The sequence below is a fragment of the Actinopolyspora mzabensis genome (assembly GCF_900101095.1).
GTDB classification, from domain to species: Bacteria; Actinomycetota; Actinomycetes; order Mycobacteriales; family Pseudonocardiaceae; genus Actinopolyspora; species Actinopolyspora mzabensis.
Map to the genome: position 1 here is coordinate 293,734 of NZ_FNFM01000006.1, position 18,581 is coordinate 312,314.

17 protein-coding genes and 1 tRNA gene are annotated in these 18,581 nt (G+C 68.7%); 8 read left to right on the forward strand and 10 right to left on the reverse strand.

Annotation, left to right across the window (positions count from 1 at the left end; translation table 11 throughout):
* Window positions 1-69: 69 nt before the first annotated feature.
* Both BLR41_RS12210 and sp36 read right to left on the reverse strand, forming a co-directional pair.
* Window positions 70-537 (reverse strand): RidA family protein, encoded by a 468-nt coding sequence (locus BLR41_RS12210; protein ID WP_092628375.1) that lies wholly within the window; start codon window positions 535-537, stop codon window positions 70-72.
* Between the two features lie 110 nt (window positions 538-647).
* Entirely contained in the window at window positions 648-803 is a 156-nt protein-coding gene (sp36, locus tag BLR41_RS12215) for a Sp36 family protein (RefSeq protein WP_092628230.1), read from the reverse strand.
* Window positions 804-990: 187 nt separating this feature from the next.
* On the opposite strand from sp36, the gene bagA reads away from it, so the two are divergent.
* Complete coding sequence (gene bagA / locus BLR41_RS12220; protein ID WP_092628231.1) at window positions 991-1,995, forward strand: ATPase BagA; 1,005 nt, start codon at window positions 991-993, stop codon at window positions 1,993-1,995.
* Window positions 1,992-3,128 carry an ATPase BagB gene (bagB, locus tag BLR41_RS12225; protein WP_092628232.1) on the forward strand — a complete coding sequence of 379 codons (1,137 nt, stop codon included), beginning with the start codon at window positions 1,992-1,994 and terminating at the stop codon, window positions 3,126-3,128. The genes bagA and bagB overlap by 4 nt, the downstream gene beginning before the upstream one ends.
* Before the next feature lie 240 nt (window positions 3,129-3,368).
* Here bagB and BLR41_RS12230 read toward each other — a convergent pair whose 3' ends face one another.
* Window positions 3,369-3,671, reverse strand: a complete 303-nt coding sequence (locus BLR41_RS12230) for a WhiB family transcriptional regulator (protein ID WP_092628233.1) — start codon at window positions 3,669-3,671, stop codon at window positions 3,369-3,371.
* A 243-nt stretch (window positions 3,672-3,914) separates the two neighbouring features.
* On the opposite strand from BLR41_RS12230, the gene BLR41_RS12235 reads away from it, so the two are divergent.
* The gene (locus BLR41_RS12235) at window positions 3,915-6,371 is read left to right on the forward strand and encodes a penicillin-binding protein (RefSeq protein ID WP_092628235.1); all 2,457 of its coding nucleotides are present in this window, start codon (window positions 3,915-3,917) and stop codon (window positions 6,369-6,371) included.
* A gap of 150 nt (window positions 6,372-6,521) precedes the next feature.
* Here BLR41_RS12235 and BLR41_RS12240 read toward each other — a convergent pair whose 3' ends face one another.
* Window positions 6,522-6,992 carry a GatB/YqeY domain-containing protein gene (locus tag BLR41_RS12240; RefSeq protein ID WP_092628236.1) on the reverse strand — a complete coding sequence of 157 codons (471 nt, stop codon included), beginning with the start codon at window positions 6,990-6,992 and terminating at the stop codon, window positions 6,522-6,524.
* Window positions 6,993-7,325: 333 nt separating this feature from the next.
* Here BLR41_RS12240 and BLR41_RS12245 point away from each other — a divergent pair, with 333 nt between their 5' ends.
* On the forward strand, window positions 7,326-8,288 hold the full coding sequence (locus BLR41_RS12245; RefSeq protein WP_092628237.1) for a metallophosphoesterase: 963 nt from the start codon (window positions 7,326-7,328) through the stop codon (window positions 8,286-8,288).
* Window positions 8,289-8,373: 85 nt separating this feature from the next.
* Window positions 8,374-8,447, forward strand: a tRNA-Pro gene (locus BLR41_RS12250).
* Between the two features lie 172 nt (window positions 8,448-8,619).
* Here the strand turns inward: BLR41_RS12250 and BLR41_RS12255 are convergent.
* Complete coding sequence (locus BLR41_RS12255; protein ID WP_176797962.1) at window positions 8,620-9,657, reverse strand: glycoside hydrolase family 25 protein; 1,038 nt, start codon at window positions 9,655-9,657, stop codon at window positions 8,620-8,622.
* A 274-nt stretch (window positions 9,658-9,931) separates the two neighbouring features.
* On the opposite strand from BLR41_RS12255, the gene BLR41_RS12260 reads away from it, so the two are divergent.
* The 3 genes from BLR41_RS12260 to BLR41_RS12270 all read left to right on the forward strand — a co-directional run bounded on the left by BLR41_RS12260 (window position 9,932) and on the right by BLR41_RS12270 (window position 13,531).
* A complete protein-coding gene (locus BLR41_RS12260; RefSeq protein ID WP_092628378.1) occupies window positions 9,932-11,776 on the forward strand; it encodes a prolyl oligopeptidase family serine peptidase in 1,845 nt (614 codons plus the stop codon).
* A 72-nt stretch (window positions 11,777-11,848) separates the two neighbouring features.
* Window positions 11,849-12,757 (forward strand): LysR substrate-binding domain-containing protein, encoded by a 909-nt coding sequence (locus BLR41_RS12265; protein WP_092628240.1) that lies wholly within the window; start codon window positions 11,849-11,851, stop codon window positions 12,755-12,757.
* A gap of 222 nt (window positions 12,758-12,979) precedes the next feature.
* On the forward strand, window positions 12,980-13,531 hold the full coding sequence (locus BLR41_RS12270) for a cysteine dioxygenase family protein (RefSeq protein WP_092628380.1): 552 nt from the start codon (window positions 12,980-12,982) through the stop codon (window positions 13,529-13,531).
* Between the two features lie 99 nt (window positions 13,532-13,630).
* Here BLR41_RS12270 and murQ read toward each other — a convergent pair whose 3' ends face one another.
* The 5 genes from murQ to BLR41_RS12295 form a co-directional block, all read right to left on the reverse strand.
* The gene (gene murQ / locus BLR41_RS12275; protein ID WP_092628241.1) at window positions 13,631-14,593 is read right to left on the reverse strand and encodes an N-acetylmuramic acid 6-phosphate etherase; all 963 of its coding nucleotides are present in this window, start codon (window positions 14,591-14,593) and stop codon (window positions 13,631-13,633) included.
* The gene (locus tag BLR41_RS12280; RefSeq protein ID WP_092628242.1) at window positions 14,590-15,519 is read right to left on the reverse strand and encodes a MurR/RpiR family transcriptional regulator; all 930 of its coding nucleotides are present in this window, start codon (window positions 15,517-15,519) and stop codon (window positions 14,590-14,592) included. The genes murQ and BLR41_RS12280 overlap by 4 nt, the downstream gene beginning before the upstream one ends.
* Window positions 15,520-15,738: 219 nt before the next feature.
* Complete coding sequence (locus BLR41_RS12285; protein ID WP_245694093.1) at window positions 15,739-16,179, reverse strand: nuclear transport factor 2 family protein; 441 nt, start codon at window positions 16,177-16,179, stop codon at window positions 15,739-15,741.
* A gap of 13 nt (window positions 16,180-16,192) precedes the next feature.
* Window positions 16,193-16,585 carry a PPOX class F420-dependent oxidoreductase gene (locus BLR41_RS12290; protein ID WP_092628244.1) on the reverse strand — a complete coding sequence of 131 codons (393 nt, stop codon included), beginning with the start codon at window positions 16,583-16,585 and terminating at the stop codon, window positions 16,193-16,195.
* A gap of 158 nt (window positions 16,586-16,743) precedes the next feature.
* Window positions 16,744-18,525 (reverse strand): serine hydrolase, encoded by a 1,782-nt coding sequence (locus tag BLR41_RS12295; RefSeq protein ID WP_245694094.1) that lies wholly within the window; start codon window positions 18,523-18,525, stop codon window positions 16,744-16,746.
* Between the last annotated feature and the right edge of the window lie 56 nt (window positions 18,526-18,581).

An 18,581-nucleotide genomic window follows, 5' to 3' on the forward strand; every position in this document is an offset into this window, starting at 1 on the left:
CGCACGAGGTGTGAGTGGTCGAGCGAACGCGGCCGGGAACAGTTGTCCTCCCACACGGGGTTCACGGGCTCAGTGCCCGTCGGCGATCTCGGCGATCAGTTCCACTTCGACCGGAGCGCCCATCGGAAGTTCGGCCACCCCCACCGCCGAACGCGCGTGCGCACCGGATTCGCCGAATATCTCCCCGAGCAGCTCCGAGGCGCCGTTGAGCACCGAGGGCTGGCCGGTGAATCCCTCCGCCGAAGCGACGAAACCGACCACTTTGACCACCCCGGCCAACGAGTCCAGCTCGACCACGCTGGTGACAGCCGCCAGGGCGTTCAGCGTGCAGATACGTGCCATCCGTCGGGCCGTGTCCGGGTCGACGTCGCCACCCACCTTCCCCGCGGCCGACAACGTGCCCGACACCAGGGGTAGCTGTCCCGCGGTGTGGACGTGGTTCCCGCTTCGCACCGCGGGCACGTAAGAGGCGAGGGGGTTCGCCACCTCGGGAAGCTCCACTCCGAGCTCGGTCAAGCGGGCGGTCCAGTTGCCCATCGCGGACACCAATCTTTCCGGGACTCGCCAAACGGCCCCGCTGCGTTACGGATCCGGGCGTTCCCATCCTCGCGGACGGGAACGGCCCCGGGAAATCACTCGATCCGTCGTTACTCCTTCGGGCGCTTCATGTAGGCGACCATCTGCTCGCCGGTAGGTCCCGGCAGAACGGCGACCAGCTCCCAGCCGTCATCGCCCCACTGGTCGAGGATCTGCTTGGTCGCGTGGCTGAGCAGCGGCACTGTCGAGTACTCCCACTTGGTCATGCCGCAACCCTAAGTGCCGGCTCCGAGAGGTTGTTCCTCGGCTCGGAAACCCCGCCGGTCGGGCCGCGGCGCACTCGCCGGTGAGTCCTCACCGCTCCCGTGTGACGCCCCGCGGCCTCGAGGAGCTGACGGCACGAGCGGACAGTACGAGCGGACAGGGACCCCCGAAGGAGCTTAGGCTGATCGTGTGAGCTCTGAATGGGACCGCGAACTCGACGGGGCGAGGCTGCACTTCGTCAGTGGTAAGGGCGGTGCTGGTAAGACCACAGCCGCCGCCTCGCTGGCCCTCGCCCTGGCTACCGGTGGGCGCCGGGTGCTGCTCGCCGAGGTCGAAGGCAGGCAGGGGCTGGCCCAGCTGTTCGACACACCGCCGCTGGAGTACTCCGAACGCAGGCTGGCCGCGGCTCCCGGCGGAGGCGAGGTCCGCGCCCTGGCCGTCGAGGCGGAAGCCGCCCTGTTGGAGTACCTGGCCATGTACTACAGCCTCGGTGTCGCGGGGCGCACGCTGCGCAGGATGGGGGCGATCGAATTCGCCACCACGCTCGCCCCCGGCCTGCGCGACGTGCTGTTCACCGGGAAGCTCAAGGAGTGCGTGCGCCGGACCGACCCCAACGGGCGACACACCTACGACGCGGTGGTCGTGGACGCACCACCCACCGGCCGGATCGTCCGGTTCCTCGACGTCACGCGCGCCATGGCCGACCTGGCCAGGATGGGACCCATCCACGGTCAGAGCGAGGAGGTGGCGGGCCTGCTGCACTCCTCCGACACCGTGGTTCACCTGGTCACCCTGCCGGAACAGCTGCCGGTGCGGGAAACCCTGGAAACGGTGGAGGAACTCGACGCGGCCGAACTGCGCCCGGGGGCGGTGCTGTTGAACCGGGTACGCCCCTCCCGGCTGGCCACCCGTTCGGTGCTGGCCGCGGCCGGAGGGAGGGTCGACGCGACCAGGATCCGCGAGGGGCTGCGCTCGGCCGGGCTGGACTGGGACACCGAGGTGCTCGACGGTCTGGTGGCCGAGACCATCGAACACGCGGGTCGAGCCAGTGCCGAACTGGCGGCCCGGGAACAACTGGACAACACCGCCCTGCCGTTCCTCGAACTGCCAGACTACGTCGAGGGGATCGACGTCGCGGCGCTCTACGAACTGGCGGAGGGGCTCGTCGCGCGCGGTGTCGGAGGAAGCCGATGAACACACCCCCGGGCCCGGAACGGCTCGACATCGACCGGTTGCTCGAGGACCCCGACAATCGCGTCCTCGTCTGCTGCGGTTCCGGCGGAGTCGGCAAGACGACCACCGCGGCCGCCCTGGGCATCCGGGCGGCCGCCCGCGGCCGCAAGACCGTGGTGCTGACCATCGACCCCGCCCGCAGACTGGCGCAGGCGCTCGGGCTGGCCGAACTGGACAACACTCCCCGGAAGGTCGATCTCGAGCAGGGCGAGTCCGGTGAGCTGCACGCCATGATGCTCGACATGCGCAGGACGTTCGACGACATGGTCCTGGCGCACGCCGGTCGTGACCGGGCACGCCAGATCCTGGACAACCCCTTCTACCAAACCGTGTCGAGCTCGTTCTCCGGGACGCAGGAGTACATGGCGATGGAGAAGCTCGGGCAGCTGGCCGCCGAGGACACCTGGGACCTGATCGTGGTGGACACCCCACCGAGTCGCTCCGCGCTGGACTTCCTCGACGCCCCCCAGCGACTGTCCACCATCCTGGACGGCAGGCTCATCCGGATGCTGGCCAGCCCCGCCAAGGCGGGCGGTAAGGGGCTCCGCAGAATCGTCGGAGCCGGGTTCGGGATGTTCGCCAAGGCGGTCGCCACGATCGTCGGACGCCAGCTGCTCGCCGACGCCGCCGCCTTCGTGCAGGCGTTCGATTCCACGTTCGGTGGCTTCCGGGAGCGGGCGGACCGGACCTACCGGCTGTTGCGCTCCAGCGGCACCCGGTTCCTGGTGGTGGCATCCCCGGAAGCGGACGCGCTGCGGGAGGCCTCCTACTTCGTGGAACGGCTGTCCACGGAGCACATGCCGCTGGCGGGCATGGTCGCCAACCGCACGCATCCGATACTGGCCGATCTGGCGGCCGCGCGTGCGTTGTCGGCCGCCGAGGAACTGGAAACAGCCGGGTCCGCCCCGCTGGCAGCCTCGGTTCTCCGGTTGCACGCCGACCGGGTGGCGGTCGCGGAGCGGGAGAAACGTCTGCTGGCCCGGTTCACCAGGGCGCATCCGGAAGTCGAGCTCGGCAGCGTTCCCGCGCTGGCGGACGAGGTGCACGACCAGTACGGCCTGCGCGAGATCGGCCGCCGACTCGCCCGGGAGTGAGCCCGCCCCGCCCTGCAACGGCCTCGATTTCTCGCGAAATCGGGGGCCCCGACCGCAGGCCGAGCTCCGACCATCCTCGCCACCGGCACCGCCGCGGGGTCTCGCGTGCGGCTCTCGCGAGGAAGGCCCGACGTTGGGTAGTTCGCTACCCGATGTCGGGCCTCCCCGGAGCGAGGGCAGTGCGAGAGGTTCCGCCACGCAACAAGCTACGCAACCCGTGTGGCCGACGGCTCTCCGCTCTCACCCCAGTTGGTAGGCGTCGATGTCCTGGGTGTAATCCTCCCGCGCGGCTTCCAGCAGCTCACGCCAGTTGCGCACATCAGGGCGTCTGCGCAGCAGCGCCCGTCGTTCCCGCTCGGTCATGCCGCCCCAGACACCGAACTCGATCCGCTTGTCCAGCGCCTCCGCGAGGCACTCGGTGCGGACCGGACATCCGAAGCAGATGGTGCGTGCCTTGCGCTGCTCCGCACCTCGTACGAAAAGCTGGTCGGGGTTCTTGTCGCGGCATGCCGCGTTCACCCGCCAGTCCCCCTGTTCCAACATCAAAGCCCCCAGCTCCTCACTGGATTGTCGGCGACCATGCAACCTCCGGTCCCCCGGCACCGGCCGTCGTGGCGTGCCCGCGGGCACGCCACGAAACCTGTCGCTAGACGTGGACGCACACTAGAAGATCTCGGTTCCGTAGCCAACCGACTTTCGTGGGAATTTTCTTTCACGCTCATCACATCGGGGGTTATTGACCGTGACAGCGAGTCGCGTAGCGCGGCTCGACTTACCGTTTACCTCGTGCGGCTACGTAACGGCGTGCTCAAGCTGTTCGGTCTTTGTGTGCTGGCCGGCGTCCTGATCGCCGGCATGATGTTCCCCGCTGCGGGAGCGCTCGGAGTGATATCGAATCGTGCCGGCGACGCGGTGAACCGGATCTCCACCGAACTGCTCACCGAACAACCACCCCTGGTCTCGACGGTGACGGATCGAAATGGCGATCCGATCGCGTACCTGTACGAGCAGTACCGGACACCGGCCACCTCCGACCAGATCGCCGACACGATGAAGGCGGCGATGGTGGCCATCGAGGACCAGCGGTATTACGAACACGAAGGTGTGGACTGGCCGGGCACGGTGCGTGCTTTCGTCAGCAACCAGGTGGCAGGCAGGATCACCCAGGGCGCTTCCACGATCACCCAGCAGTATGTCAAGAACTACCTGGTGCATGTCACCGCCGCGGGAGATCCCGTCAAACAGGCCGAGGCAACCGAGCAGACCGTGGCGCGCAAACTGCGTGAGATCCGGGTAGCCCTCCAGCTGGAGAAGCGGTTGAGCAAGGAAGAGATACTCACCCGCTATCTCAACGTCGTGCCCTACGGCAACCGCGTCTACGGCATCGCCGCCGCCTCCCACGCCTACTTCGGAACCACCCCTGGCGAACTCACGATCGCGCAGGCCGCGTTGTTGGCCGGTGTGGTCAACCGCCCGGGCTCGTTGAACCCGGTCACCCAGCCCAAGGAGGCGATGTTCCGGCGCGGGCTGGTTATCGACGCGATGGCCCGGCAGGGCAGGATCACCCAGCAGGCCGCTCGGGAGGCCAAGGAGTCCCCGCTGGGGATCGAACAACCACTCGCCAAACTGCCCAACGGCTGCGTCGGTGCCGGCGCGCAGAACGGCTTCTTCTGCAAGTACGTGGAAAACTACCTGCAACGCGCGGGGTTCTCCATGGACCAGCTGCGCCGTGGCGGCTACACGATCCGGACCACGTTGGACCAGGGAATCACGGCCGCGGCAAAGGAATCGGCCGAGCAGGGCGTGCCCAAGGACAGCGACCAGATCGCCAACGTCATGTCCGTGGTGGAGCCCGGCGAGGACAAACATCAGGTCCGCGCGCTGGTGGCCAACCGCGACTTCGGTTTCGACAAGGAGCAGGGTGAGAGCGCGTACGCGCTGCCCAGCTCCATGGCACCACCCGGCGCGGGTTCGGTGTACAAGACCTTCACCGCCGCGGCCGCGCTGGAAGCGGGGATGGGGATCCAGGACGTCGTCCCGGCACCGGGCTCCTACACCTCGGTCAAGTTCAGCAACGGGAGCAACCCCTACACCGTCGGTAACGCCGAGGGAGTCGGCGCCGGTTCCCGCTCGATCCAGAGTGCGCTGGCGACCTCGCCGAACACGGCGTTCGTCATCCTGGAGGAGCGTGCCGGACTGGACAACACCGTGGAGATGGCCTCCCGGCTGGGGATGCGCCGGACGCTCAACCACCACGATCTGGCGGGCGTGCCGATGGTCGCCGACCGCGCTCGGGAACGTACCCAGGCCGAAGAGATCAAACAGCGCAAGATCGGCGCGTTCACCCTGGGATTCAGCCCCACCAGCCCCCTGGAACTGGCCAACGCCTCCGCGACGATCACCAGCGGTGGTGTCTGGTGTCCACCGACGCCCGTCAAGAGCATCCGCGACCGCCACGGCAACCGGGTCTCGATCACCGAGAAACCCTGTGAACAGGCCGTGGACCGGGAGCTGGCGGACGCGATGGCCGTCGGAATGTCCGACGACACCATTTCCGGTACCGCCGCGCGTGCGGCCAGCGCCGCGGGGTGGAGCCGTCCCACCGCGGCCAAGACCGGTACCACCGAAACCTTCGGCTCCGCCGCCTTCATCGGTGCCACCCCGCAGCTGGCGGGTGCCGTACTCACCTACATCGACCGCCCCGAGTCCCCCGGCATGGGGATTTGTCTGGGGAGCCCTCCCACGGTCTGCGGCAGCGGCAACATCTACGGTGGCACCGTTCCCGCCAAGACCTGGATGCGTGCCATGAAGACCGCGCACGAGGGACTGCCCGTGGCGGAGTTGCCGTCGACCACCGACCGCTACCGCCACGGCGGTTCCGGGAAGCAGGTTCCCGAAGTCGTGGACATGTCCGCCGACGAGGCCGCGAAGAAACTGCGCGAGGCGGGTTACGAGGTGGAACGGCGCACCGTCAGCAGCAGCGAGTCCGAGGGGACGGTGATCAGCCAGTCGCCGCGCGGTATCGCCCAGAGCGGCACCTCGGTGCTGCTCTCGGTCAGCAGCGGCTACATTCCGCCACCCCGCACCGTCGCCGCGCAACCGCCTTCCCAGGGGGAGAACTCCGGTGGAAGCGGGGGAACCGGCGGAGGTGAGCGCGGCGGCAACGGTTCCGGCGGTGGTTCCGGCGGCGGCGGTGGTGGTGAGCAGCCCTCGCCGCAGCAGCAGGAGGACTCCGGTGGCTGAGCGGAGTTCTCCGCTCCGGCCCCGGTTCTGCGCTCGGGCCCGGTGCTGCGGTAGAGCCCTGGTTCTCCGGTAGGGCTCCGGAGGACACTCGGGTGGTTCCGCCACCCGAGTGCTCCGGAGAGGGCGGGCGGAAAACTTCGGTGGCGGGGGTCAGCCGTTGAGCTCCGCTTTCACCGCGGCCGCGACCCTGCCCCCTTCGGCCTGGCCCGCGGCCTTGGCGTTCGCGATCTTCATGACCTGACCCATCTGCTTCGGACCCGGCGTCTCGCCGATCTCGGCCGCGACCTCGCTCACCGCCTCCTTCGCCAACCGGGTGAGTTCCTCGTCGTCGAGCTGCGCGGGCAGGTACTCCCGGAGGATGTCGCCCTCGGCGCGCTCAGCCGCCGCCTGTTCGGCACGCCCCGCCGACTCGAAGGCCGCGGCGGATTCGTCCCGCTTCTTGACCTCCTTGGAAAGAACCCCCCGAACCTCCTCGTCGGAGAGCTCGCGTGCCTGTTGCCCGGAAACCTCCTCGGTTCCGATCGCGGACAGCGCCATCCGGAGCACCCCGGTGCGGGTGGTTTCCCGTTCCTTCATCGCCGCGGTCATGTCGGCCCGCAGGCGTTCCTTCAACTCGGACATGGCCCAATTATCCCGGAGAGATGGAGTGCGGGGCCGCTCGGTTTTCGTAGTTGGTGCAGTGGCGGAACCTCTCACACGGCTCTCGCCCCGGGGAGGTTCGACATCGGGTAGTTACTACACAACGTCGGGCCTTCCTCGCGAGAGCCGCACGCGAGAACCCGCGGTCGGTACCGCTGCGAGGGTGGTGGGAGCCCGGCCTTCGTCGGCGACAGCGGCGCGGCGATTTCGCGCCTGGCTTCAAGGGGACGGTGCAACGCGGAGTCCCCGCGGAGGATCCGAGAACACGTGACCGCCACGCGGCTCGGGTCTGTGCGTTCTCGTAGGCTGGGTGCCGTGAACACCTTCGGTCGTACTCTGCTCGCCACCGGTGCTCTCGGGGCCTCGGCGCTCGGTTACGCGGCGGGAATCGAGCGCACGCACTGGACACTGCGCAAGGCCACACTGCCGGTACTCGGGGAATCGAGTCCGCGGCTTCGGGTGCTGCACATCTCGGACCTGCACATGACCCCGAACCAGACCTCCAAACAGCGCTGGGTCGCCGCGCTCGACGAGCTCGAACCCGACCTGGTCGTAAACACCGGCGACAATCTGGCGCATCCGCAGGCCGTCCCGGCGGTGTTGCGGGCGCTGGGGCCGTTGTTGGACCGCCCGGGGATGTTCGTGTTCGGCAGCAATGACTACTACGCCCCGAAACCCAAGAACCCGGCACGGTACCTGTTGCCCTCCGGCAAGAAGAAGCGCATCAGGGGAAGGCCGTTGCCGTGGCGGGATCTGCGTGCCGCCATGACGGAACGCGGCTGGCTGGATCTGACCCATCGGCGGCGGCAGCTGACGGTGGGCGGGGTCACCATGCACACCGCCGGGCTGGATGATCCGCATCTCAAGCGGGACCGCTATACGGAGATCGAGGGTAAGCCGCCCGCCGAGGTGGGGCTGAGTCTGGGTGTCACCCACTCGCCGGAACCCAGGGTGCTGGACGCCTTCGACGGCGATGGTTACGACCTGGTGCTCGCGGGGCACACCCACGGGGGACAGCTCTGCGTCCCGGGCTTCGGCGCGATCGTGACCAACTGCGAGCTGGACCGGGGGCGCGCCAAGGGAGCCTCCGAGTGGGGTGAGCACATGCGGCTGCACGTTTCGGCCGGACTCGGGACCTCGCCCTACGCGCCCGTGCGGTTCGCCTGTCCACCCGAGGCGACGCTGTTGACGCTGGTACCGCGTTCGCAGCGGCCGGAGGAGGGCCTCGCTCACTCCGTTACGGGGACCCCTGTCGAATCCGGCACGGGCGTGGGATAGACTTTGTCGTGCCGTCACACGGAGATCCACCGCGTGGTCGGCACAACCAATGGGAACCGCCGATTCGATGGTTTCGGTGGGGTACCGGGGTGTAGCGCAGTTTGGGAGCGCGCCTCGTTCGGGTCGAGGAGGTCGTGGGTTCAAATCCCGCCACCCCGACAACAAGATCCGGCTGTCGACTCTCCTTCCGGAGTCGGCAGCCGGATTTTCGTGTGTCCAGCCGAGTCGGGTGCCTACCCGAGCTCTGGGCTCCTCCACTACCGGGGCGCCCACGGTGAGGCGCCCCGGGGATGACGCCGGGGGAGTGGCTCAGCCACCCGAGCGGAAACCCTCAGTTGTCGCTCCGGGGGGCCTCGAGCTGCTGATACGGCACCGCCGCGCTCAGCCGCGCCGTAACGGCGTCGACCACGTCCTCGTGCCGCGGATCGTCGGCTCCCAGTGAGGCCGTAACCGCCTCGGAGATCATCGTCCGCAGCGCTTGTTCGGCCGTCCCCTCCCGCGCTTCGTGCCCGTTACCGTCCTGCTCGTGCCCGTTACCGCCCTGCCGGGTCGCGACGGCGTCCTTGGCGTACCGCTGGTGCAGCCGGAAGGTGTGCTTGTCGATGGCCCTGATGAAATCGAGGGTGGTCAGGCTCACCTCGCTGTTCACTTGGGACTTCCAACCCGGGTACTGGCCGGGAACGCGGCTGCCGGTGAGCTGTTCCAGAATGCTGAAAATGGCGTTTCGTTCGTCGTCACGCATGTCTTCTCCCCGTGGATCGAGCAGTGCTTCCAGCTGTTGCCGGTTCCCCCGGTAGGCGTTGGCATCTACGGGGCGTTGGCCTGCGACGGTGGCGGAACTGGTGAACTGCAGCACGGCCACCCGGTTGTTGCCGTAGTCACTCCAGAAGTGTTCGGGTACGCGTTGGTAGATCTCGCTGGCGTAACCGCCGTTGTTGTCCGGGTAGCGGGATTTCCAGAGTGGTGGGAATCCGGACAGGTCCGGCCTTCCCAGGCGTTGCCAGTACCACTCGGGAAGGTAGAGCAACGGGGTTCCGAAGCCGCGGGCGTGCAGCTCACCCAGCAGCTCACCGGTCAGCCGGGTTCCACCGCCGCCCTCCTCCACGTCCAGGATCACCGGTACCTCGGGGGGCACCACCCGGGCGACGTGATCGGCCTGCGCCCTCGCCGAGTAGTCCTCCCGCTGGTAGTGGTAGGCGGCTACCAGCAGTCCGGCCGCACGTGCGGACGCCAGGTTGGCCTTGAACCTGGCGTCGACGAATCCGGTCCCCTCCGTGGCCTTGATGAACACGAACTCGAAATCCTCGGCCCGAGCCCGGTGCATGTCGAACGAGCCCTGATAGTGCGAAACGTCGATTCCGTAGATCATTCCTGCTCCACATGAGCTCGCGGGAGATTTTGCGTGCTCGGGACCCGTCGTTCCCGGCGTTCCTCGTGGGACTCCGGGCACCCGGGTTCTTTCGGTGAGGTCTTGTTCTCGATGAGTTCCGGCAGAGCGAGACGTCTCGATCATCCTGACTCGTCGGCGAAGTGACAATCCTTCGACCGGCTTGTATCCCTCACTCTCTCGTGTGAAGCACGCCGGCGAGGGACACCACATCCCCGTTGCCGGTGAGGTTGCCCGATCGGGCAGTATCGGTGTCGTGAGCACGTATCCCAGCGCCGAGATCCCAGCGACCCTGTTCGACGACGCGGACAAGGAGGACCGCTGGCGTGCGCGTTTCAGCGCCCCCCGCGTCTCGATGCCGGACTGGGCACGTGACGCTCCGGAACGGAGCCTGTACGTGTCGAACGTGAGCGGGACCTGGGAGCTCTACGCCTGGGACCGTGCCGACGACTCCCACCGGCAGGTCACCGACCGGCCGAACGGCACGTTCCACGGCACGCTCGCCGCGGACGGCAAGCACATCTGGTGGTTCGACGACACCGACGGCGACGAGTTCGGCGTGTGGCGCAGCGAGCCGTTCGAGAAGCACGACACGGCAGCCGTCGAGGCGTTGCCCGGAACTCACGCCGGGTATCCGGCCGGGTTGGAGCTGGGATCGAGCGTGCTCGCGCTCGGGATGTCCACCGACGACGGGGTCACAGTCTGGATCTCCCGCGACGGTGCGGCCCCCACGGTGATCTACCAGCACGAGCAGGACGGCGGCCTGACGGGGATGTCCTGGGACGAGAGCCTGCTGGTGCTGTCCCACTCCGAGCACGGTGACAGCAGGCACCCCGCACTGCGCGTGCTGCGCAGTGCCGACGGGTCGAAGCTCGCCGAGAAGTGGGACGGCTCCGGTCTGGGGCTGGGCGCCCTGGACTTCGCGCCGGTCTCCGGTGACACCAGGCTGCTCGTCTCGCACGAGCGTTACGGCCGCGAGGAACTGCTCATCTGGGACGTGGCCACCGACACCGAGACCGAACTCGACCTCGGCCTGCCCGGTGAGGTCGCGGCCGACTGGTACCCGGACGGTTCGGCACTGCTGATCGCGCACACGCATCAGGCACGCACGACGCTGTACCGCTACGAGATCGCGACCGGCACGCTCGTGCGGCTGCCCACCTCGAAGGGCACCGTGGGGGCGGCTTCCGTGCGGCCGGACGGTGCCGTGGAGTACACCTGGTCCTCGGCCGCCGTGCCCGGTCGGGTGCGAGTGCTCTCGCGGGAGGGCGAGGACAGCGTGCTGTTGACCCCCGGCGGGGTCCGGCCCCCCGAGTCGCAACCGGTCGAGGACGTGTTCGTGCCGGTTCCGCACGGTCCCAACGACACGGTGCACGCGTTGCTCGCGCGGCCGGAGGATGCGGGTGACGAGCCGCTTCCCACGGTGTTCAGTCTGCACGGTGGTCCGCACGCGGCCGATGAGGACCGGTTCTCGTCCTACCGAGCCGCCTGGCTGGAAGCCGGGTTCGCCGTGGTGGAGGTGAACTACCGGGGCTCCACCGGTTACGGCTCGGCGTGGCGCGACGCCATCGAGGGACGCCCCGGCCTCACCGAACTGGAGGACGTGGCGCTGGTGCAGGACTGGGCGATCGACAACGGGCTGACGACCCCGGAGCTCAGCGTGGTCGCCGGTGCCTCCTGGGGTGGTTATCTCACGCTGCTCGCGTTGGGGACCCAGCCGGACCGCTGGGCCTGCGGAGTGGCCGGTGTCCCCGTGGCGGACTACGTCTCGGCCTTCGCCGACGAGATGGAACCGCTGCGTGCCTACGACCGGGCGCTGTTCGGTGGTTCGCCCGAGGAGCTCCCGGAGGTCTACCGGGAGTGCTCCCCCATCACCCACGTCGATCGGGTGCGGGCCCCGGTCCTGGTCCTCGCGGGCGACAACGATCCCCGGTGCCCCATCCAGCAGGTGTTGAACTACCTCGACCGGCTGGGGGAACGGGAGTTGCCGTTCGAGTTCTACCGCTACGACGCCGGGCACGGTTCACTGGTCATCGCCGAGACCCTCAAGCAGGTGGCCACCGAGATCCATTTCGCCAGGCGGACGGTGGGGAACCACTGAGCAGCCGCCGAGACGCGGTACGAGCCGGTCACGGTGGTGCGCCCGAGGCTGAGCGGCTCCTATGCTGCGGTAATGGTCGATCCCCGCTACATCGGCGTGTTTCACGAGGTGGTGCGCACCGGTTCCTACACGGCGGCGGCACGTAGTCTCGGCTACAGCCAGCCCGCCGTGAGCCAGCAGATGCGTGCTCTGGAGCGAGCGCTGGGGACTCCGCTGTTCCTGCGCGCGAGCGGGGGGCTGGAACTCACCGAAGCGGGCCGCATCCTGGCCGGACACGCCGACTCGGTGGTCGAGGACCTCACCGCGGCCGCGAACAAGATCACCGCGGTTCGCGAGCTGCGCCGTGGCAGCGTCCGGCTGTGTGCCTTCCCCAGCGCCAGCGCCACGCTGGTGCCCAGCGCGGTCGCGCGGATCACGGCAAGCCACCCTGAGCTGCGCATCCAGCTCAGCGAGGCCGAACCCCCCGACTCACTGGAGGCGCTGCGTCGGGGGGAGTGCGATGTCGCGCTGGCTTTCAGCTACCCCGACATCGAGGAGCCCGCCGGGAACGACATCACGGGGACCGACGTGCTGGACGACCCGATGGTGGCGGTGCTGCCGGTGGCGCACCCGCTGGCCGAGCGCGAGTCGGTGGCGCTGCGGGAATTGGCCGGACAACGCTGGATCGCGGGTTGTCCGAGATGCCGGGACCACTTCCTGCGTTCCTGCGAGAGCGCGGGGTTCGAGCCGGACGTCGCCTTCACGACGGACGACAACCTGGCGGTGCAGGGGCTGGTGGCCGCGGGGGTGGGGATCGCGTTGATGCCCTCGCTGGTGCTTTCCTTCCTGCGGCACCCCGATGTGGTCGGCATACCGGTGGAAGGACTGCGTCCCCGCAGGGTGACGGCCTACGCGTTGTGGGAGCAGCACCGGATACCGGCCACCGCGTTGTTGCTGGAGACGTTCGGCGGACTCGGTGCGGAGATCGTCGCCGAGGGGTGAGCGGTGCGACCGCGTTCACGCCGGTCCTCGGCGGTTCCCGTGGCGCCCGCCCTGTCCCCGGTCCCCGCCGCTCCTCGTGGGGTTCCCTCGGTTCTCGGTAGTGGTGTGGATCATGCTTCCTTCCCGGCGCGGTGCCCGTTCCGTGCGGCTATAAGCCCGGTTAGCACCCGCCAAAGAATTCGGTGGTCGACCGGGGACCGGTCGGCTGTGCATGGTTTCGACATGACCACCATGCGGAGCGAGCTATCGAGCCCTCGGCTGACCGAGCTGACTGACGTGATCCGTGACCGCGTGCGCGCCGGAGTGAACCAGGCCCACACCGCCGACCTGGTAAAGGAGGCGCTGCGGCCGTTCCTCGACGTTCCCGGGCTGCTCACCGAGGAGCAGCGACGCGGCGACCCGGAGCGCTATCTGCAGCACGTGCTGCACGTGGAACCGGACGCGAGTTTCTCCGTGGTGGCGCTGGTCTGGCTGCCCGGACAGCAGACCCCGGTACACGATCACGTCGCGTGGTGCGTCACCGGCGTCTACCAAGGGGCCGAGAGCGAACAGCACTACCGGGTGCGCGAATCCGAGCAGGGCGCCTGGCTGGTTCCGACGGAGCTGGTCACCAACCAAGTGGGGGAGACCTGCGGATTCGCCCCTCCCGGGGACATTCACCGTGTCCGCAACTGCGGCACCGGAACGGCGATCTCGCTGCACGTCTACGGCGCCGACATCGGAGAGCTGGGCACCAGCGTGCGGCGGGTCTACGAGCTCCCGGTGCACGAGTGATCGGAGTTTTCCGGTCGGGTTGTACGGCTGTTCGCACGGCGAAACCTCCCGAGGTGGGGTGAGCGGAGGGCTGCTCCGGTGGCCCACCGGTCGCCGGCCTCAGGAGCGCAACGCGCGCAGTGCCTCCCGGACGTGCCCGGCTGCCTCGCGCAGCGCGTCCGAGGCGCTTTCGACGTCCACCTCGCCCAGCAGATGGACCAGGGCGGTCTTGAGGTCGCCTCCCGCTCGGTGCAGCGCGGGCTCGCAGGTTTCCGCGGGCGCCCCCGTGGCCTCGCACAGGATCCGTACGGTGCGTGCCCGCAACTTGGCGTTGGTGGCCACCATGCTGACCATCAGGTTGGAGTAGGTGCGTCCCAGCCGGATCATCACCGCGGTGGAGAACGAGGTCAGCACCAGCTTCTGGGCCGTTCCCGCCTTCATCCTGGTGGAGCCGGTGATCGGCTCCGGTCCGGTGTCCACGGTGATCGCCGTGTCCACCGCTGCCGCGGCCCGCCCGTGCGGGTTGGAGGAGACCAGACCGGTTCCGGCGCCGAGCGTGCGCGCCGCTTCCAGCGCACCGAGCACGTAGGGCGTGTTCCCCGAGGCGGCCAGGCCGAGCACGAAGTCGTTCGCGGTGGCGTCGCGCTCGATCGTGCTCGCTCCGGCGGCGTCGTCGTCCTCGGCGTTCTCCACCGCCTCGCGCAGCGCGGCTTCGCCCCCGGCGAGATGAGCCACGAACCAGCCCTCCGGCACGTTGAACGTCGGGACGAGTTCGGCGGCGTCCAGCACGGCCAGCCTCCCGGAGGTGCCGGCGCCGACGTAGTGCACCCTGCCGCCGGATTCCAGCGCCTTCACCGCGAGGTCCACGGCGTGCGCCAACTCGGGCAGTGAGCTCCCGACGGCTTCCGGCACCGAGCGGTCCTCGGTGTTGAGCCGTTGCAGCAGGTCGAGCGTGTTGAGCAGGTCGATGTCCGTGGTGCGCGGATTGCTCCGTTCGGTCGGCGACTCCCCGGGCGTGGGGTGGCCACCGCGATCGGCGGACCACTCGGTTCGGGAGTCCCGGGGCGCACCGTTCCGGCTCACGGGCTGTCCTCCCGGTGTCTGCGCTTGTCGGGCCGCACCCGCAGTCGGTGGTTGCCGACGGCCTGAGAAGTCGCCTGCAGCGCTGTCTTGGCGTCTTCGATGTGGCGCTGCGCCACCCCCACGAACAGGCAGTCGATCACGGTCAGCTGGGCGATCCTGCTGGCCATGGCGCCTGACCTGTAGGTGGTTTCGCGGGCGGCCGTGGTCAGTACCAGGTCGGCGATCTCGGTCACCGGGGAACGTTCGAAGTTCGTGATCGCGGCCGTGGTGGCGCCGTGGGTGCCCGCTTCGCGCAGCACCTCCACGGTTTCGGTGGTCGCGCCGGTGTGTGAGACCCCGAGGGCCACGTCGCCGGGCTCCAGGATGGCCGCCGAGGTCAGCGCGTTGTGCGTGTCCGGCCAGGCGAAGCAGGTCAGGCCGATCCGGTGCAGCTTCTGCTGCAGGTCCAGAGCCACGAACCCGCTCGCCCCGACTCCGTAGACGTCGATCCGGCGTGCCCGGGCCACCGCGTCCACCAGCGAACGCAGCGCGGTGACGTCGAGCTGCTCCGTCGTTTCCTCCACGGCACGCGCGTCCGCGTACCCGATCTTGTCGACGATCTGGCCGAGGTCGTCCGTTTCGGAGATCTCGCTGCCCAGGTCGCGGTCCCTGCTGGTCGTGCGCGCGGTCTCGGCGGCGAGCGCGATGCGGAGCTCGGGGTACCCGCTGACCCCCACGGCCTTGCAGAACCGGGTGACGGTGGTCTCGCTCGTCTCCGCCGCCTCGGCGACGTCGGTGATGCTGCGGTGCGCGATCGAGTAGGGGTCGGCCAGCACTATGCGGGCCACTCGCTGCTCGGCGCGCGCCAGGCCGGGCAGCAGCGAACGAATCCGGACGAGCGGGCTGTGCTCACCGGATTCGATGCCGGATTCGTCTGGAGTGGCCATGTGGGAAAGTTACTAACATCACTGTTGCTCGGTCAAACGGAGCGGTGGGCGGGAACCACGTACACCACCATCAGACTAGGCCACCGGGGGCGGTTTCCGCCGCCTTTTCGGGATGATTACCGGAAGCAGCGGCTACGGCGCGGTGAGGTTCTCCGAGTGTTCTCACACGACCGGGGCGGATGCTGGTCAACGCCGCGACGGCCGCTGCGGCTCGGGGACTCACGCGGTGGCTTCCGGTGGGCACGGCGTTCCCTGGTGGTGGCGCAGGCGCCAGTCGTCGCCCTGCCTGAGCCACACCGAACTGCGAATGGTCTTCACTTCACCCCGGTGTGCCGTGTAGGTGAGCAGGATCGTGTCGGAGTCGATCCGCGCCGGTCGAAGTTCCGTGGCCGTGATCCGTTCCGAGCTGTCGGAGCCCGTGGCAGTGGTGATCGTATCCCGGTCCCACACCGCTCCGGAGGCGCCGAACTCGGTGAACTCCGGGTGCAGCAGCGCGCGAACGGTTTCCGGATCGTCGCGCACGCGGGGCTCGAGCAGTTCCAGTTCGTGCGCGACGACCTCGTCGAAATCCGTTCCGGGATCCACCATGCGCGGAGCGTAGATGGCTCCGCCGTCGCCGGTCGAGCCGGTTCCACCGACGTGCGCCCGCTCCGCGCTCACATCCGATCAGTTCTCACATTCGGGTGGTGTGCTGCGGCTCCACGTAGACGATCACCCGGTGATCACCCGGCTGGTCGTAGGGGTACTCGTCGGCGTCCATGTACTTCTTCGCCATCCGGTTGATGAACGCACGGTCCGGGTCGTCCTCCACCCGGGCGACCCTGCCGCGAACCTCGATGTAGCGGTAGGGCTGTTCCGGGTCGAGTGCGGAAATCGCCAGTCGCGGCTCCCGCTGCAGGTTCCGGTACTTCTGGCGCGTGGTGGTCTGACTGAACTTGAGGTACTGCCCGTCCCAGTCGATCCACACCGGACTGGTGTGTGGTTCTCCCTTCGGTCCGATCGTGGCGATGTGCGCGAACGAGCGCTTGTTCAGGATGTCCTCTAGGTCCTCCGGAATCACGGACAAGGCCTTTTCCCTCCTGCCGGGTGAACACGGTCGACATCGGGCACGCTATCGCGAAATCACGCCGGGTGCCCGCATCGAAAAGCTCCGTGTTCGACCCGTTCGAAGGACTCGGCCTTTCCCGGTGGATTCCCGCGACGAGGCGGCCGGCGGCCCCCGACTCAGCGTTGTGCCACCAGGAACCCCGATCCGCGCAGCCTGCTCGCCTCGGCCTCGCCGTCGAGCACCGTCCGGCCCCCGGCCGAAAGCCTGATGCCGTCCAGATAGACCCCCCTGCCCACGTACCGTTCGTCCGGCACGAAACGCCACCGCACCAGCGTTCGCCCGGAACGCCCCTCCGGAACGGTGCCGCGCACCCGCCACCAGGCGCGGTGACCGGAACCGGCCAGTTCGGTCACGGGATGCCTCGGGGATCCCGGACCTCTGGTGTGCAGCCGCACCGGGTGCCAGGAGGTCCCCTCGTCGTCGCTGTACTCCACCAGCAACCGGTCGGCCCCGTCGGTGTCCCGCTGGGTGTCCACGAACGCCTCGAACGACACCCGCAGCCGCCCGCCGGTCGCCACGGAATCGGTGGTCAACGTGGTTTCCGCCTCCGAGGCTCCACCGCCCGTGAACCAGGCGGTCGGGCCGCGCCGTGGCTCCACGGCCATGGAGCGGGCCAGGCCCTGTGCCAGTGCCACCCGCGCCGGGTTGTTCGACCCCCACTCCCGCGAGGGGTGGACGCGGTTGGTCAACAGGATCGCCATCGAGCGTGACCGCGGATCGAGCACCATCGACGTCCCCGTGTACCCCGTGTGCCCCGCGCTGCGAGGACCGGTCAGCCCCGCCATGTACCAGCGCTGCGCCAGCTCGAAGCCGAGGCCGTGCGAGTGCTCCGGGAACTCGGTGTTGTAGTCGGTCAGCATCAACTCCACGCTGCGCTCGCGCAGGATGCGCTCGCCGTCGTAGCTTCCCCCGTTGAGGATCGCCTGCCCGAGCACGGCCAGGTCCTCCGCCGTGCCGAAAATTCCCGCGTGTCCTGCTATGCCTCCCAGTGACCAGGCGTTCTCGTCGTGCACCCCGCCACGCACCATGCCGCGGGGCGGATCGCTCTGGAACTCCGTGGCCGCGATCCGGCGCAGCTTGGAAGACGGTGGCAGGTAGCCCGTGTCGGTCATGCCCAGCGGTTCGGTGATCCCCCGGGAGATCACGCTGTCCAATCGCCGTCCGGTCACCCGTTGGAGCAGCTCACCGAGCACGATCATGTTCGGGTCGGAGTAGTTGTAGGTGCTGCCCGGCTCGGCGACCGGTTCGAGGTTCATCACGTGCGGAATCCGCTGTCGTTCCGGCAGTTCCCACAGTTTCACCACCGACTGCAGTCCGGAGGTGTGGGTCAGCAGCTGGCGCACCGTGATCTCCGACTTGCCGTGGTTGCCGAACTCGGGCAGGTACCGCGCGACCGGTTCGGTCAGCTCGACGTGCCCGGCCTCGACCTGCTGCAACACCGCCACGGAGGTGAACAGCTTGGTCATCGAGGCGAGATCGAAGATCGTGTCCGGGGAGGTTCTCTCCTGGCGCCCCGCGGGAAGTTCGGTGCCCGCGCCGTCGGCGTAGCGCAGTTCGTATCCCACCGCCTCGTGGCTGACCACCATGCCGTCGTGGGCCAGCAGGCTCACCGCGCCCGCGTACATCGGTTTCTCCCGCTCCGGAGTGGATTCGCTCCACTCGGCCAGACGAGCGGTGGCTTCCCGGATCGGTGCGGGCGCCAGCCCGGCCCGGCGGGGGGTGGCGTCGCGCAGGCGCGTGTCCGCGGCGGAGAATCCCTCGTGCGGCAGATCGAAGCGTCCGCTCGACCGCACTCCGGGCGCGGGCGCGGAAGCGCAGGTCGTCACGGTCAGCATCGACAGCAGTGCCGTCACCAGCAGCGGGTTGCGCATCCTCACCTCACGGCGCTGGAACTTCATCGACTCGGTTCCCGTGTTCGGTCGGTGGTGTGTGGTCCCCTGTCCGGTGCTTGCTC

Coding starts and splice junctions, on each gene's coding strand:
- BLR41_RS12265 (WP_092628240.1), top strand. CDS start 11,849: ATGGTCGATCCCCGCTACATCGGCGTGTTTCACGAGGTGGTGCGCACC.
- BLR41_RS12230 (WP_092628233.1), bottom strand. CDS start 3,671: ATGTTGGAACAGGGGGACTGGCGGGTGAACGCGGCATGCCGCGACAAG.
- BLR41_RS12270 (WP_092628380.1), top strand. CDS start 12,980: ATGACCACCATGCGGAGCGAGCTATCGAGCCCTCGGCTGACCGAGCTG.
- BLR41_RS12280 (WP_092628242.1), bottom strand. CDS start 15,519: ATGGCCACTCCAGACGAATCCGGCATCGAATCCGGTGAGCACAGCCCG.
- BLR41_RS12210 (WP_092628375.1), bottom strand. CDS start 537: ATGGGCAACTGGACCGCCCGCTTGACCGAGCTCGGAGTGGAGCTTCCC.
- bagB (WP_092628232.1), top strand. CDS start 1,992: ATGAACACACCCCCGGGCCCGGAACGGCTCGACATCGACCGGTTGCTC.
- sp36 (WP_092628230.1), bottom strand. CDS start 803: ATGACCAAGTGGGAGTACTCGACAGTGCCGCTGCTCAGCCACGCGACC.
- BLR41_RS12240 (WP_092628236.1), bottom strand. CDS start 6,992: ATGTCCGAGTTGAAGGAACGCCTGCGGGCCGACATGACCGCGGCGATG.
- BLR41_RS12255 (WP_176797962.1), bottom strand. CDS start 9,657: ATGATCTACGGAATCGACGTTTCGCACTATCAGGGCTCGTTCGACATG.
- BLR41_RS12295 (WP_245694094.1), bottom strand. CDS start 18,525: ATGAAGTTCCAGCGCCGTGAGGTGAGGATGCGCAACCCGCTGCTGGTG.